The sequence below is a fragment of the Methylorubrum sp. GM97 genome (genome assembly GCF_024347855.1).
GTDB lineage: Bacteria > Pseudomonadota > Alphaproteobacteria > Rhizobiales > Beijerinckiaceae > Methylobacterium > Methylobacterium extorquens.
In genome coordinates this window covers 1,061,956-1,077,248 of sequence record NZ_AP025942.1, presented here as the reverse complement: position 1 = coordinate 1,077,248, position 15,293 = coordinate 1,061,956, and the positions used below count along the sequence as shown (strand labels likewise).

Here is a 15,293-nt window from a genome sequence, read left to right as displayed (position 1 = left end):
TGTTCATGAGGCCGGTTCGCGCTGGACCTGGGCCAGCGCTTCGCACGTTCCGCGCGCGATCGTCATCTCCTCGTCCGCCGGAATGACCCAGGCAGCGGGACCGGGCCCTCGGGTCACCTGCGGGCCGCCGGAAGCATTGGCCACCGCGTCGAGTTCGAAACCGGCCCAGGCGGCTCCCCGCAGAACTTCGGCCCGTGTGGCGACGTCGTTCTCACCGATGCCGCCGGTGAAAATGAGGGCGTCCAGGCCGCCGAGTGCCGCCACCAGCGAGCCGAGCTCCCGCTCGATCCGGTAGACGAAGAGGTCGATGGCCCGCTGCGCATCAGGATCGGTCGCCGCGAGGGAACGGAGGTGGCTGCTCTCGTGCAGCAGGATCTGGAAGACCGGGCCGTGGATCGCATCCTGCCGGGTCACCCCGGCCGGCGACTTCGTTCGCGGTGCGGCCTGGACGATGCTGTCGAGGAGCTCGTAGCAGACGGTCACGCTCCAGTTCTCGGGCGCGTACCAAGCGTTGCGCTCGCCGGAGCATTCGGTCAGCCGGTAAGTCAGTCGATTGGGCAGCCTGACGAGACCGATGATGGCGCCGACCCGCTCCAGCACTTTGTGCTCGCGCATGGTGTCGTAGATCTCACGGTAGGCGGCCGTCTTGGGTGCCACATAGACGACCCGAATGCGTTCGCCGTCGCGTCCGCTCGGACCGGCCGACGCGCTCCCCGGAAGCACGGTTGCTGCCAAGAGGATGCCAATGTGCCAGGCACGGACCGGCATCCGCGTCCCCGTCAGCCGTTCCAAGTTGGCCGGACTCATCGTGGGAAGCCCTGCATGGCGTTTGGATCATCGGGCAATGGCTCCCTCCTGACAACGCAGCGGAAGCCGGTGTGGCTGGTTGCGGTACGCCTCCAGCGCCGCGAGCAGCGAGTCATCAAGGCTCGTCTCTCACGGCTTGAAGAGTGGAAGCTGCCCGATGGTCTCGCGTGTGGCGCTGACGGTCAGGTCGTTGTCCGCCTGCCGCAGGAGAGGAACCGGGATGCCAACCTCCCCGCCGCCGAGCCAGCGACGGCGGGCCACCACTGCGATCAGCGTCGTCCCGTCGGCCGAGACCCGCACATCCTTTACGCGCCCGACGACGAGCTTGTGATCAGCATAGAGCCAGCGGCGGCGGAGCGTCGGCACGAGCGAGGCGGCGCCGATCTGCATGCGCGAGTCCGCCGCGTCGAGCAGGGGCGATCGGGCTTCCTGCGCGCTCGCCTCGCCAGCGAGCATCACGAGGACGCAGGCCCAGGCAGGAAGGTGCTGCTGCATCCGCTCTCCCTCTTCCGTCGCAAGCGAGCTTCTTCGTGGTTCTCGTCGCGCTTCACCCCGTTCGTTGAACCTTCCGCCATGCGCTGGGCGTCATGCCCACCCAGCGGCGAAGGGCACCAGAATACATGGTTGAAGCTGCCCGATTCGAGCAGATGTCGGCGCGCAGCCTGACGGAACCGGGCATGGCGGCATCCTCCAGCCGTCAAATGGCTCGTTGTATATATTTTTGCTTGATCGGACGGGACACCAAGAGGTGCCTACCAGGCGCTGAACCGGGCTGTACTTCGTCCGCAGTTGCGCTTCGTCTTTTGGTGCACTTGCACGTAAAAATTGCGTCGGCCCTAGTGATCCGTCCTTGGCTGCACACGGGTTCCGACACCTCGATCGTGGTCACGCTTATGGGACTACCGGAGTACCTTGCCCGCGAGCGGTTTCTTCATTCTATGTGCCATCAAGAGCGGCTCGCACTTGTGTGCGTCGAACTACTGCCGCCGCTACCGACCCAGCCGCGCGATCCGTATCGGGCCGATACAACGATAGCATCCGCAGCCCATCGCTGCGCTTGCAAGTCCGTCCTCGCCGGGGTGGAAATTGCCGTGCCCCTTTGTTCCCTTCGCGACTGGGGCGACCGATCCACGGTCGCCCCAATCTCGTTAGTTTATTTTAGGCTCTGCTGATGTGTATCCTAGAGGTCAGAATGCGTATCTTTGGGTAGCCCAACATTTTAGCGTTAGGCATAAGCTGATAGGAGCCTGGTTCTATGGCGCTGACTTGATTGAAGATTGTGCGCACCTTCTGGGTAATAAAGTATAAATTGCGCGCTCCGCGCGGATAAGTTGTTCGAGTGACGAGAAGGAATCCATGTTCGCTCGTGCCCGCAGAGAAGCTCGATCGAGACATAGCAAAGCCACCGCGGTCTTATCCGCGAGGGCCTGGAGTGTGTACTATCAATCTTTTTTTTAGATGCGCCGAAGATCCGACCGTCGATAGAATGCCGCTCTAACGACCTCCCGTTCGATCGACTGCCCAAGACCGGGCGCAGTTACGCGCAGCGGCTTGGGGCCAACACTGCGGCCACGGTTCCAAGGAACGCGGGCCCTGGTTTGGGAGGTAGCGACTTCGGGCATGACAGGCCCTTGGGTTGAGGAGCTCTTCAGAAGGAACCCGCTGCTGCCGATAAGCCCAGCCTCGGATGACGGCCCTCTGCAACAAAAGCCGACATTGGCTTCACCGGACCCGGACCGCTGCTTGCGACCCTTCTCAGGCCTTCAGAATGCCCGCTTCCCGACAGGCTAATGAGCTCGACACAACCGTATCCGGCAGGAAGTTGCCCGTTCGCTTTTAAGTCTAGGAAGTACCTGGACGGACTTTCGCAAGATCGCAGTCGAAATCACGGCAGGCACCCGCCTGTGCCTGCCGGTGCTGCGGAGCCCGCTCGAACACGCCCGCTTGGCGCCAGCGATGCAATTGGCTCACCACGGCTCCGACGGAATCGGAACACGTTGGCAGATCCTTCCACAATGCGCTCGTCCGTAGAAACCAGAGTAGGTCGTTGAGGATTGGACTGCGCCACTCAGCGGACTGGCCCAGGCGCAGCCCCCGCGCGAATAAAAGCGCACCAATCTCGCTAAGGAAAATGCAACTATCGTGCGATCCCAAGGATCCATGCCGGAGAAGTGAGCGTTTTCGTGTCTGAGCAGCAAGCAAATCATTCCACTCGCTTGAGCTAACCGCCTGAAAAAACAAGGCGCCGAGACGCCGTATCAGGATGATGGGGCATGTTTTGGAACACTCGTGCTGTTCGCATCCTTGTCGGATTGGCGCTTCTAGCCACCGCAGTCGTTGTAATGCTGCCAGGCCTGACCGGATATACGAGCCTCGATGGCACCGTAAATGCGCGCTTCGCCGTGGTGTCGGCGCCGATCGAGGGCGTCGTTTCCGAGACTCCTCCCAAGGTCGGGACCGCGCTGCCGGAGGAAGCCGAGATCTTCCAAATCACGAACGATCGCATCGCCCGCACGGCGGAAGCGCAACTCGATGCTGACCTCGGCGCCGCGCTCGAGCGCCTGAAGGCGCTCGACGCGCAGATCGGTCAGCTCGCGGCTCTCAAGAAGGAACTCGCTGCGCGGCTCGGCGACTACCAGAAGGCGAGCCTGCAAAGCATCCAGCAGGAGATCATTATCCGCCAGCAACGGATCAGCACAGCCCAGGCCAACCGTGTCTCGGCAGAGGCCGACCTCAGCCGCAAGCAGACCCTCGGTGCGACCGGTGTGGTCGCGAACAGTTCAGTCGAAGCGGCGAGGGCTGCAGCCGTCGCCTCCGGCAACGAGGGCACGATCGCCAAAGCTGAACTTGATCGGCTGAACCAGCAGCTCGACGCTTTGAAGCGTGGCACCTTCGTGGGCGAGGGGCGAAACGATGTGCCGTACTCGCAACAACGTGGAGACGAAGTCACGATTCAGCTCGCCAACGTCGAGGCCCAGGCTAAGATCGAACGCGCACGTGTTAAGCTCCTGGAGAAACAGCTTTTTATCGAACGCAACCGCAACGACAGGCTGTCGAGTGCCTCCATAAGGCTCCCCTTTCGCGGTGTGATCTGGCGCAACAACGTCGTCGGCGGCTCGAACGTGATTGTCGGCAATGAGCTGACCCGCCTGCTCGACTGCCGGGATCTCTTCGTCGACATCCTGCTCGACGAAGTCGATTATGATCAAATCAAGCCTGGCGATCCCGCAGAAGTGCGGCTGCTCGGAACCTCCGACGTCATTGCCGGACGCGTGAACTCCGTCCGTGGGTCAAGCGCGGCCGTCGAGGAGGTGACGCTTGCGGCCATTCCGCCCAAGAGCAGAGGCAAGAATGCCCGCATTCGGCTGATCCTCGATCAGAATGCGATGCAAACCGACTACGAGAACTTCTGCCATGTGGGCCGCACCGTGCAAGTCCGGTTTGCACGATCCGCAGCGACTCTGCCGTTCGTCAACTGGGTGAAGAGCCTGTGGTTCAGCATCTCCTAGAGCTCAACCTCGCTCCTCTCGCGCCGACCTGCCTCGTCGGGGCTTTCTTTTATCTTTTCGTGACGAACTGGCCGCGGCAGAAGACCTGGGCGCGGAGCATCGCCTGCGCCTTCGTTCTCGCGGTGGCCGTGCGCTACCTCCTCTGGCGCTTCTTTCACACCGTGTTGCCGCATCCTGTGGACGGCAGCTTTGCCCTCATCTGGACCTGGGCCGTCTTCTTCGTGGAACTCGGCGCCTTCGCCGACATCCTGCTCTTCCTCGTGGTGATGAGCCGCTCGGTCGACCGAAGCGCCGAGGCGAGCCGGTTGGAACGAGCCTTCTTCGTACGGCCGGAGGCGGAGTTGCCGAGAGTCGATGTCTTCATCCCAACCTACAACGAGCCGCTCGACGTGCTGGAGCGGACCATCGTCGGGGCTCTCGCGCTCGATTACCCGCGGGACAAGTTCAAGGTCTATGTCCTCGACGACAAGAAGCGGGACTGGTTGAAAGCGTATTGTGAGGAGAAGGGCGCGATCCACGTCACCCGGCCGGACAATTCCCACGCCAAGGCCGGCAACATGAACAACGGACTCAAGGTATCCTCAGGCGACTTCATCGCGATCTTCGACGCCGATTTCGTGCCCTACCGCAATTTTCTGCGCCGCACGCTGCCCTTTTTCGCGGACCCGTCGATTGGCATCGTTCAGACCCCGCAACATTTCTTCAACAAGGATCCGGTCCAGTCGAACCTCTCGCTCGAAAAGGTCTGGCCCGACGAGCAGAGATTGTTCTTCGATGAGATGGCCGCGAGCCGCGATGCCTGGGACATGAGCTTCTGCTGCGGTTCCTGCTCGATCGCCCGCCGCGCGGCCCTCGATGTAATCGGCGGCTTCCCGCACGACTCGATCACCGAGGATCTCCTCACGACCCTCGCGATGCTCAATAAGGGATACAAGACCCGCTACCTGAACGAGCGCCTGTCGATGGGTCTCGCGGCGGAGAACCTGAAGGGATACTTCGTTCAGCGGGGCCGCTGGTGCCGCGGCGGCATCCAGACGATCTACCTGCATAACGGCCCGCTGCGGGGGCCGGGCTTGAACCTGTTCCAGCGGGTGATGTTCCTGCCCCTGTCGTGGCTGATGCAGTACACGACGCGGTTCGTGATCCTCGTGGTACCGGCCGTCTACCTCTGGACCGGCGCGGCACCGCTGTACTTCACCGGCTCGCAGGACATCGTCTATTACCAGTTGCCCGTGCTCACGGCCTACTTCCTGCTGATGGGCTGGTTGACGCCGACCCGCTACTTGCCACTGGTGTCGAGCGCGGTGGGCACCTTCGCGACGTTCCGCATGCTGCCCGTTGTGGTCTCCAGCGTGATCAAGCCGTTCGGCGTGCCGTTTCGCGTGACGCCGAAGGGCAGCGGCAACGAGGAGAACGCCTTCGACGCCTACACCTTCTTCTCGATCGCCTTCTGGATCGCCGTCACCGCGCTCGGCCTCGTCATCAACATCGTGCCGGAATGGTCGCGCATCGGCGAGGGTGAGTTCTCGCTCGTCTCGGCCTACTGGGCCGCCCTCAACATCCTCGTCCTCTTGGTCGCGGCCCTGATCTGCTTCGAGAAATCGCGTCCGCTCCTTGACAGTTTCGCAACAGACGAGCCGGCCCGCATCGTCGCAGCGGACCGCACCTTGGACGCGCGGATCGTCAATCTGTCGCTCGATCGAGGGATCGCATCATTCCCGGCCGATCCCGAGCTACGCCCCGGCGACCAGATCTGGATCGAGATGGAGCGCTTCCCGCACCTTGAAGCCACGGTCGATGGCGTGACGCCGGGCAGGCGTCGGAGCCCCGCATGCGTCCGATTTTCCTACAATCTCGAGGGCGCCTGCCGCGACGTGATGATTGTCCGACTCTACACCGGCCAGTACTCGCAGGACATCCGTGACATCGACAAGTCGGCCGTCGTCGGGGGCCTCTGGAGCCGCCTGTTCGGACGAGGTGGCACCTATGGTCCGGCCTGAGCCGATCTCCGAGGCTTCTATCGCGCACACGAAGACATCGTTCGCTGAGCTTGAGAAGGTGCTCCAGATGATCCGTGACGATGCGGCGGGGCGAGCATCGGTCGAGCCAAGCCAGTAGCCCCAGATACGAAAAGCCCCGCGCGACGGGTGCCGGAGGCCTTAAACGGGCAATCTGCGATCGGGCAAGGTATCGGCTCTACGATTTAATCCACGCGGGGCCATGTGCTGTCGGCAGAGCGTGAGAGTGCCCCGTGCGGCTGCCTGTATAGATCGATAGGTGCATTTGGCTGCAAACGACAGCCATGAAACAACCTATGACACTCGGCGATATCCTCGTGCTGATCGGTGCCGGCGTCGTTCTAGGAGGCTTGGCCCTTCATGTGCTGCGTAGCGCCCCTGCATGGGTAGGCACGTGAAAAACCCCACCGCGGCGAACCGAGATGGGGCAAGTCCGGTATCGAGGCCTACTGGAGGGTAGGCCTTAGGTAGACGGGCCTCCGCCCCTGATGTCCAGCCTTCGGCGCCCATTCTGCAGGACGATTGTGGGGTGGAGGTCGGGTCGCACGATCACCCCGGCGCCGCTCCGCCCGTCCCTAGCGCCCCCGTCCGCCACCAATCTCCGATGTAGCGCCGCGTCTGCTCGATCGCCGCTCAATGTCCGACTGGGTTCAGACAACGAAGCCCCACAACTTCGTGCTCGTTGCCGTGCCTTCACTCGCTCCAATGCACGTTGCGATTGACGATCCACCGGCTGCGAAGTGGAACGCGCGGTTCAAAGCGGAGAGAAGCGTCGGCCAGCGTGCTCAGACCGCTCGGCTCACCAGCAGGGCGAGGAGCGCGAGCCCAAGCCCCAGCGAGACCAGCTTCCAGAACAGGATCGGATTGCGCTCCAGCAAAGCCGCCCGGCGCATTCCGGCGAGCGAAGGGTTCGGGTGGCGCAGGTCGTAGGTGAAGGCCGACAGCGCCTCATAGCGCAGAGCTGGGTTCGGGTGGACGGCCTTGCGCAGGGCGCCGTCGACCCAGACCGGCAGGCCCGGCCGCACGGCCGAGAGCGGGACGTAACGCAGGCGCCGCGCCCGCGCCTCGGTCAAGGCCCGGGCGGCCGCCGCGCCATAGGGCAACTGTCCGGTCAGCATCTGGTAGGCGATGATCCCGAGGGAGAACACGTCTGCCGCGGATGTACCGGCATGGCCGGCGAGGTATTCGGGCGCGCTGTACTGCTGGGTGCCGAGCACCGGTTCCTCGGGGCGAGCTCGGCCACGCCCGCCACGCGCGTCGCGCCGAAATCGATGATCCGTACGGTGCCAGCGGCGTCGATCAGGACGTTCTGAGGCCGCAGGTCTTGGTGCACCATCTCGCGCCGGTGAAAGGCCTGCAGGCCCCGCGCGATCTGCTCGACAAGGCTGCGCACGGTCTCGAGGTCCGGCGCGGGATTGTCCCGCATCCACTGCGCCAGCGTGCGTCCCTCAACATACTCCATCGCCGTGTAGAGGTGGCTGCGCCGCCGCGCCTGCGGCTGGGCCTTCAACACGTGCGGGCTGTCGATGCGCCGGGCGATCCACTCCTCCATCACCAGCCGGCGCAGCTGCGCGGGGTCGTCGCGTGCTTCCGTCGAGGGCACCTTGAGGGCGACGGTCGCGCCGGTCTCGGAATCCAGCGCGAGATAGACGTGGCTGCGGTGGCTCGCGTGAAGCGTGCGCAGCACCCGGTAGCCGTCGAAATCGGTCGGTGGATCGAGCAGGGGCGCGGGCGCCAGATCCGCGACGCGGCCCGCTAGATCGGCCGGCCCGTCCTCGGGTGCTGCCTCAATGCGCACGATCTGTGCGGTGAGATTGTCGGTGCTGCCGGCTTCGTAGGCATGTCTGATGATTTCGCGGGCAGCCGTGTCCAGATCGGCAGCATGGCGCGCGATCAGGCCAGCGATCGTCTCTGGATCGACGTGCTCGTGTACGCCGTCGGTGGTCAGGACGAAGACGTCGCCGGGCTCGGTCCGCACGCTGGCATGGTCGATCTCCACGCGTCCGCCCGCGCCGAGTGCCCGGCCGAGATAGGATTCCTCCGCCGACAGAACGAGGCGGTGATCCTCGGTCAGCTGCTCCAAGGAGCGGCCCGCAACCCGGCAGATCCGCCCGTCGCCGACGTGGAAGAGATGGGCTGTGCGGCCCTTGAGGATGAGGGCGCTGAAGGTGGTGACGTAGCCGCGGTCGGGCTCGTGCCGGCTGCGCCGCGTCTCGGCGTGGAGCCAGGAATTGGCTGCCGCGATCACGCGCTGCGCCGCGCTCTTCACCGACCATGTGTCGGGGGTGTCATAGTAGTCGGTAAGGAAGCTCTTGACCGCGGTCTCACTCGCGACGTGGCTGACCGCACTGCTGCCGATCCCGTCCGCGATGGCGATGGCCGCGCCCTTGAGCCCCAGAGCCGGCTGCCCGGGGATGAGCGCCCCGTGAAAATCCTGGTTGTTGGGCTTGCGACCCGCCGCGCTGTGCTGGCCGAGCGTGAGCCTGAGGTCGTTCGGCATCGGGGAGGACTTAAGGGACAGGGACCCGTGCCCTTGCGGCGCGGGTCCCCGTCCGGTCAAGCACGGATCAGGCGGCGAGGCGGCGCGCCTCGCCCTGCACGGCTGTGCGCTTCGGCGCGGTGCGGACGTGGGTGGTGTAGAGGGTGAGCCCCGTGAAGGCCAAGCCGCCGACGAGGTTGCCCAGCACGGTCGGGATCTCGTTCCAGAAGAAGTAATCCCCGATCGAGAAGTTGCCGCCCATCATCAGGCCGAAGGGGAACAGGAACATGTTCACCACCGAGTGCTCGAAGGTCATGTAGAAGAACACCATGATGGGCATCCACATGGCGATGACCTTGCCGCTCACCGTGGTCGAGATCATCGCGCCGACGACGCCGGTCGAGACCATCCAGTTGCAGAGCATGCCGCGCATGAAGATCGTGAACCAGCCGCCAACGCCGTGGGCGGCATAGCCGAGGGTGCGGCGCTCGCCGACATGGGCGATGAACTCGCCGACTTTGTCGGCCGGCGCGGTGAAGCCGAAGGTGAAGACGAAGGCCATCATGAAGGCCACCGTGAGCGCCCCCAGGAAGTTGCCGAGGAAGACGAGGCCCCAGTTGCGCAGCACCCCGCCCCAGGTCACGCCCGGGCGTCGATCGAGGAGCGCCAGCGGGGCCAGCACGAAAACGCCGGTCAGAAGATCGAAGCCCAGCAGGTAGAGCATGCAGAACCCGACCGGGAACAGGGCGGCGCCGAGGATCGGGATCCCGGTCTGCTGAGTGATGGTGACGGCGAAGACCGCGGCAAGCGCCAGGATCGCGCCCGCCATGTAGGCGCGGATCACGGTGTCGCGGGTCGCCATGAAAATCTTGGATTCTCCGGCATCGACCATCTTGGTCACGAATTCGGAGGGCGCGAGGTAAGCCATACTGGTTTCCTTGTGGCGGCCGGAAGATGCTGGGTTCGACGAGTCCCCGCCCGGATCTCCGGGCGCCTCCGGTCCGACGTGGTGTCTGACCCGCCGGGGCGAGCCTTGCCCGCACCGGTCGGTCGCGCCTCAGCAAGATCCACGCCCGTTTGAGCAGCACAGCGTGCCGTGCGACGCCCTTGCCGACGCCACGGTTCGGGCGGCTCTCCGCCGAAGGCCGCGGTTCCGCCGTTCAGGACCGGGCGTCCTGCCGCTCGGCGCCGGTCCGCCGCGCCGAAGCTCACCCGTCCGCCATCAATCCCTGAGGAGGGGCGCACGCGCTCGATCGCCGAGCCGAGGGCTGCTTGATTTTTAGAGGCGGATATCGGGGAAAGAGGTCTGTTCGGTCGCGTTGCGGGACAACCGCTTCAAGCCGTAAGCGGAGTGACCGCGGCTCATCGCGGACGGACCTGACGACGGAACGCACGATGGATCACGACGTCACAGCACCAGGATCGGGCGAGCAGGCCGCGATCATCGAGGCTGCTGAAGAGGTCGTGCTGGAGCCGCTGGCCGACTTCCCGCACATTGACCTGCGCACCGGAGTCGAGCCGTGGGATAAGCGTCGAGCCGCGGGCAAGACGCTGCGACGCGACCTTCCCCATGCCGATCATGCCATCCTAGGCGCCGACGCGGATCGACCCGACCCGGTCTCGCTCATCGAAGGGGCGCATGCTGGCCGGCAGGAACACCTCATCCCGCTGCGGGTCGCCCGCATGGCTTCCTCGCCGTTCGCGTTCTTGCGCGGGGCAGCGCAGGTCATGGCCTGGGATCTGGCTCAGGGACCGCGCGGTGCGATCGACGTCGTGATGAACGGTGACGCCCATCTATCGAACTTCGGCCTGTTCGGCTCTCCGCAGGGCGACGTCGTTCTGGATCTCAACGATTTCGATGAGGTCACGGTCGGACCGTGGGAATGGGATCTCAAACGGCTGTGCGCGAGTATCGAGGTCGCGGCGCGAGACGCCGCCGTGCCCGTAACCGAACGGCGTCAGGCGGTCCAAAGCGCCGCCGCGGGCTACCAGCACGCCATGGACGATCTCGCTCCGCGCGGATCGTTGGACGTCTGGCAGCAGGCCGCGCGCGCTGATGATCTCGACTTCATCGGCATTGAAATCGATGCCCAGTCGCAGGCCGTGGTGCTCCGAGCCGTCGAGAAGGCCAGACGCAAGAATAATCAGAGCCTGCTCGATCGGGTCGGCGAGCGGCGCACGGATGGTGGCTGGCGCTTCCGCGAGGAGCCTCCGATTCTCACCCGCGTCGATGAAGCGACACGCCAGAGCGTCACGGCCGGACTGGAACGCTACGCCGAGACGCTGCCGCGCGAGCGCCGGTTCATGCTGAGCCGCTACCACGTCGTCGATGTCGCGCACCGAGTGGTTGGCGTCGGTAGCGTCGGCACGCGGGCCTATGTCGCCTTGTTGTGCGGAAATTCGGACCAGGATGCGCTGTTCCTCCAGGTCAAGGAAGCCGTGCGACCGGCAAGCGCACCGTATCTGCGCGGCATGCCCGAGCCCTATGCGAGCCACGAGGGCGAACGCGTCATCTACGGACAGCGCCTGCTGCAGGCAGTGGGAGACCCGCTGCTCGGCTGGACCAGCATCGATGGCCGCCCATTCTACGTGCGTCAGATGAAGAACATGAAGGGCGAGATCCCGCTCAGTCGTATGGCGGGCCGCTCGCTGATGTACTTCTCGCACGCCTACGGTGCGCTGCTGGCGAAGGCGCATGCTCGCACCGGAGATGCAGCGGCGATCGCGGGCTACTTCGGTCACGATGGGCGTGCCGACCTGCGTGAAGCCCTTGCTGATTGGGCGCAGGCCTATGGGGATCGAAATGCGGCCGACTACGAGATGTTTCGCGCCGCGATAGCTGAAGGTCGCCTCACGGCAGCGGATGACCCGCACTTGTGATGGAGGAAGAGAGCGGCCGACATTTCCATCGCCCAGTGTGCTGAACCGGGCTTCTGCCCGCCTTAACATCAAAGGTAACGGCGTTGGGACATGGCGCACGTCCGGCGGATTTGTGGAATGCGCTGGCAACTGGAGTGCCAAGCCCGCGGGTTGATGTACCCGAGCCGCGGCTTGAGGCTGGTTTCTCCAGAAGCCGGTGTCCCATCATATCGTCTGCCAGGACGGTGACCGCCTGCCAGCCCCTAACCCTGCACGTAGCCGGAACGGGCGGAAAAGGTGGTTTCAGGCATTTGCGGCACGAACGACGCTAACTCTGTCAGGAACGTCGGCAGAAGTTGGAGGTTGGCCGGAGGAGCTCAAGGAGGTTCCTCATGTCAGCACCCCGCAGCCTGCAAGATGTATACCTCGATGAACTGAAAGATAATTGGTCTGCTAACGACCAGATGGCCCGTACCGTTCAACAGCTCAGTCAGAAGGCTAGCGACGCCAAGCTGAAGCAAATGCTTGAGAAATCGGTCGAGGGTATCAACAAGCACACTGGCATCCTCAAGAGCTTGATCGAGCAAGCCGGAGGAAAGGCTGAGCCGGAGCACTGCAAGGGCATGGAAGGGCTGGTCACCGAGGCGCGTAAGCACGCGTCCGAAGAGGCCCCGCAGGATGGCCAGCTTCGGGACGTGGTGATCATCGCCCAGTACCAGCGCATGGCGCACTACGGCTTAGCTGGGTTCGGATCAGCGGCCGCTTACGCCAAGGCTCTGGGCAAGTCGGAGGACGAGCAGAAGCTCAAGCAGGCTGTCTCGGAGATCTACAAGGGCGATGAGTTCGCCAGCCAGTTGGCTGAGAGCCTGCAGCAGGTTGCCACGAAGTAGTTGAAAGCGCTGCCGCCTAAGCGGCAGCGCTTTCACCGTGCGGAACTTGCCTGCACCTCGCTCGCCCTGGGTGGCGGCGGATGAGACTGCGCAACTGGCCTCAGAGATCCCCGACGACTCCGACGTTGAAGCGTTGCGCGCCATCGTGCGCGGTTAGCGGGTGAAGGCGCTCGAACTGCAAGGCCAGACGGTCAAGATCGCGATTGGGAAATTGATCAACGCGCGTGCCCTTTGTGGATCCATCGATGACAACGGGCTGTCCACCGGGCGATGAGGCGCCCCGAACCCGACCAGACCGTGAGGGCAGCCTCACCGTTTTCGCACCAGGTTGCGGGCCAGACACACCGCATCGCGGCAGAACTCACTTGAGGTCGGGTTCGACGGTGATGGTGGCGAAGTACGCGGCAAGGCGCTTTGCCGCTTCGAAATCCTCGCACTCGATGTTGACCTGCCCGGGCCAAACCCGCTCCTCCTGTCGGAGCTGATGCAGGATGTGCTCGGCCGTATCGGCGGCCTCGGCTTCAGTGTTCCCAGCAACACGGCACTCGTACCGCTTGCCGGATATGACGATGGTAAAGGGTGCAGGTCGCATCGCCTCAACATGGTCGGCGATGGCTGCTTCCGCGCTGTGACAGAACGCCCGCGCTCACGACTTCCGACCGCGAACGGAGTCTGGCTACTCACGCCATCGTGGCACGGATGTGATTTGAGTTTCGCCAACGCCTCGGAGGCCCCCTGGCAGTAAAGGCGATTTCTCTTGGCTTTCGCCGTGATTGGTCGCATGTTGCGATCTTCGCACGCTCGCATCCGCCGACCTGTTGTGGAGGGAGAAGATGCTTAGATCGTTCGAGGAAAGAGAACGCGCCGAAGAGCTTTTATTTGTGATCGGCGAGGAACGACGCTTTCTGAGCCGCCGCGCTGGCGCCCAAGCATTGGCTGATTTCGCGATCCGGAAACTTGGCTGTGATGCTCGGACGAGCCGCGCCTACGCTGACGTGCTGATCGATGCAATGATCCATGGCGCCAGCAACGAGGCCTTGCTCGAACGGGTGCGCGCCGATCTGGCAGCCAACCTCGCAGACTTCAGCCTCGAAGAACTGAGAGCCGTGATGTTGGGCGGCAGCGATCCTGCTCTCAGATCCAGGCCGGTCGTGACACCACGCTCGCCAGTCCGCAGCTCTTCACGTTTGTAGCGCAATAACGATAGAGATCGCAGCCGCTGCCGAGCCAGACGAAGACGGTCTCAGCCGGAGCTCGTCAGCGGCTATGAGGAAGACATTCTCCGCCTCTTCCGCACAAGCCCCGTAAGCGCGTGCCTCGGAGGATGTCTTTGTGATGTCCGACCAAGGCACGCAAGCGTTCTTGCCGAAGCTGTGCCGTGCCGAATCCTTTCGGGCGCGCGATCTACCCTTTTGCTAGACATGAGTTTTCCCCTTCGATGCCCTCGGCGTCGGGCTGGGGCCGTCGCAGCGATCTTCCCCAGATGATGGGTGCGAGGTGCGACTCAGACCGGTCTGGTGGTCTGACGCGATGGCCGTGTTTCGAGGGCGAGTCGCTTCTTCGAACCCTGAAGGCGGAGCCGGACCTGGTTTCCGTCAGTTCGTGCGAGGCCGAACTCTGGCCCGGAGCGTGATACGCGTCAGCTCGGACGGAGGGCCTAATCGGAGGGCGAAGCCCGGCCACAGCGCCGTGCCGTTGTTGACGTAAAGCGTCATACCGCCGACCGCGTATGCGCCCGAGACGAAGCCGCCATTCGCCCGCGCGACCAGCCTATCGAGACCCACGATCATCCCGCCGTGCGTGTGACCCGACAGTTGCAGGGCCACACCCTTCGAGGCCGCCCTGGCCGCATCCCTCGGCTGATGGTCGAGGAGGATGATCGGGGCGCCGACCGGAGCACCGGCCAACGCCGCATCAAGGTCGTGAGCCGGCTGGCCGGAATGCGAGGCCGAAAGGTCGGTCACACCAGCCAGGACGACGGCATCATCACCGCGCCTCAGGACCGTGTGCCGGTTGGCAAGCACGGCCATGCCCAACTCGGCATAGTGGCGCATCCACGCCGCGTACTCGAAGAAGTATTCGTGGTTGCCGGGGATCAGCCAGACCCCATCGGGGGCCCGGAGATCACGCAGCGGTTCGACGTCGGCACGACGGCTGGCGAGGGACCCGTCGATCAGGTCACCGGTGACCACGATAAGATCGACACCGAGCGCGTTGGATCGCGCCACGACCTCGCGCGTCCAACTCGCCAGGAACAGGCGGCTGATATGCAGGTCCGTCAGCTGGAGAAGGGTATAGCCGTCGAAGCCGGCCGGGAGGTTCTCGATCTCGACGGTGACATCCTTCAGCGGGGGCACCCGCACGGCCTGCTGTACTGCGACCGCTGACAGAAGCATGGCTAGACCCGCCTCGGCGTAGCGCCACGCCATCGGCAGCGGCCAGCTGCCTCCGGGCACGAGCTTGCTGACCAGCGTCACGACATCGAGCGCCAACTGCATCGCCGCCAACAGGAAAATGGCGCCGAAGGCCCAGTTGAACAGGATGACCAACGCGCGCGGAAACTCGGGTGAGAACACCGAGCCTGAGGAGAGGCGGCTCCATAGGTGGTACTGGGATGCAACGAGCAGGAGGACCGCAACGCAGGCCTTCAAAGCGAAGGGCCAAGGCAGAGGCCACAGCACCCTGGCGATGACGTACAGGCAGGGCAGACCGAAGATCAGGTGGAACATGG

Annotated in this window: 10 protein-coding genes and 1 pseudogene; 5 read left to right on the top strand and 6 right to left on the bottom strand. The window is 64.1% G+C overall.

The features are described from left to right. Nucleotides 1-3 precede the first annotated feature (3 nt). Nucleotides 4-807 carry a DUF4344 domain-containing metallopeptidase gene (locus tag MSPGM_RS25345; RefSeq protein ID WP_315974103.1) on the bottom strand — a complete coding sequence of 268 codons (804 nt, stop codon included), beginning with the start codon at nucleotides 805-807 and terminating at the stop codon, nucleotides 4-6. Nucleotides 808-936: 129 nt separating this feature from the next. After that, nucleotides 937-1,302, bottom strand: a complete 366-nt coding sequence (locus MSPGM_RS05135; RefSeq protein ID WP_003605095.1) for a hypothetical protein — start codon at nucleotides 1,300-1,302, stop codon at nucleotides 937-939. Between the two features lie 1,778 nt (nucleotides 1,303-3,080). Between MSPGM_RS05135 and MSPGM_RS05130 the strand changes: the two genes are divergently transcribed. Together MSPGM_RS05130 and MSPGM_RS05125 are read left to right on the top strand one after the other, a co-directional pair. Continuing rightward, nucleotides 3,081-4,316 carry an HlyD family secretion protein gene (locus MSPGM_RS05130; protein ID WP_012252797.1) on the top strand — a complete coding sequence of 412 codons (1,236 nt, stop codon included), beginning with the start codon at nucleotides 3,081-3,083 and terminating at the stop codon, nucleotides 4,314-4,316. Next, the gene (locus MSPGM_RS05125; RefSeq protein ID WP_003603591.1) at nucleotides 4,298-6,316 is read left to right on the top strand and encodes a glycosyltransferase; all 2,019 of its coding nucleotides are present in this window, start codon (nucleotides 4,298-4,300) and stop codon (nucleotides 6,314-6,316) included. Before MSPGM_RS05130 ends, MSPGM_RS05125 begins: the two co-directional genes overlap by 19 nt. An 803-nt stretch (nucleotides 6,317-7,119) precedes the next feature. On the opposite strand, the pseudogene MSPGM_RS05120 reads toward MSPGM_RS05125, so the two are convergent. Both MSPGM_RS05120 and MSPGM_RS05115 read right to left on the bottom strand, forming a co-directional pair. Next, nucleotides 7,120-8,834: pseudogene (locus tag MSPGM_RS05120) on the bottom strand (protein kinase domain-containing protein). A 67-nt stretch (nucleotides 8,835-8,901) separates the two neighbouring features. Beyond that, complete coding sequence (locus tag MSPGM_RS05115; protein ID WP_003603596.1) at nucleotides 8,902-9,741, bottom strand: formate/nitrite transporter family protein; 840 nt, start codon at nucleotides 9,739-9,741, stop codon at nucleotides 8,902-8,904. Nucleotides 9,742-10,208: 467 nt separating this feature from the next. Between MSPGM_RS05115 and MSPGM_RS05110 the strand changes: the two genes are divergently transcribed. Together MSPGM_RS05110 and MSPGM_RS05105 are read left to right on the top strand one after the other, a co-directional pair. After that, entirely contained in the window at nucleotides 10,209-11,693 is a 1,485-nt protein-coding gene (locus tag MSPGM_RS05110; protein WP_003603598.1) for a DUF2252 domain-containing protein, read from the top strand. Between the two features lie 371 nt (nucleotides 11,694-12,064). Continuing rightward, complete coding sequence (locus MSPGM_RS05105; RefSeq protein ID WP_056502789.1) at nucleotides 12,065-12,562, top strand: ferritin-like domain-containing protein; 498 nt, start codon at nucleotides 12,065-12,067, stop codon at nucleotides 12,560-12,562. Between the two features lie 361 nt (nucleotides 12,563-12,923). On the opposite strand, the gene MSPGM_RS05100 is transcribed toward MSPGM_RS05105, so the two are convergent. Continuing rightward, nucleotides 12,924-13,154, bottom strand: a complete 231-nt coding sequence (locus tag MSPGM_RS05100; RefSeq protein WP_003603602.1) for a hypothetical protein — start codon at nucleotides 13,152-13,154, stop codon at nucleotides 12,924-12,926. Nucleotides 13,155-13,395: 241 nt separating this feature from the next. Between MSPGM_RS05100 and MSPGM_RS05095 the strand changes: the two genes are divergently transcribed. Then, nucleotides 13,396-13,755: a DUF1476 domain-containing protein gene (locus MSPGM_RS05095; protein WP_261926188.1), complete on the top strand. Its 360-nt coding sequence runs from the start codon at nucleotides 13,396-13,398 to the stop codon at nucleotides 13,753-13,755. Between the two features lie 402 nt (nucleotides 13,756-14,157). Here MSPGM_RS05095 and MSPGM_RS05090 read toward each other — a convergent pair whose 3' ends face one another. Next, nucleotides 14,158-15,291: a metallophosphoesterase gene (locus tag MSPGM_RS05090; protein WP_003605493.1), complete on the bottom strand. Its 1,134-nt coding sequence runs from the start codon at nucleotides 15,289-15,291 to the stop codon at nucleotides 14,158-14,160. Nucleotides 15,292-15,293: the final 2 nt, after the last annotated feature.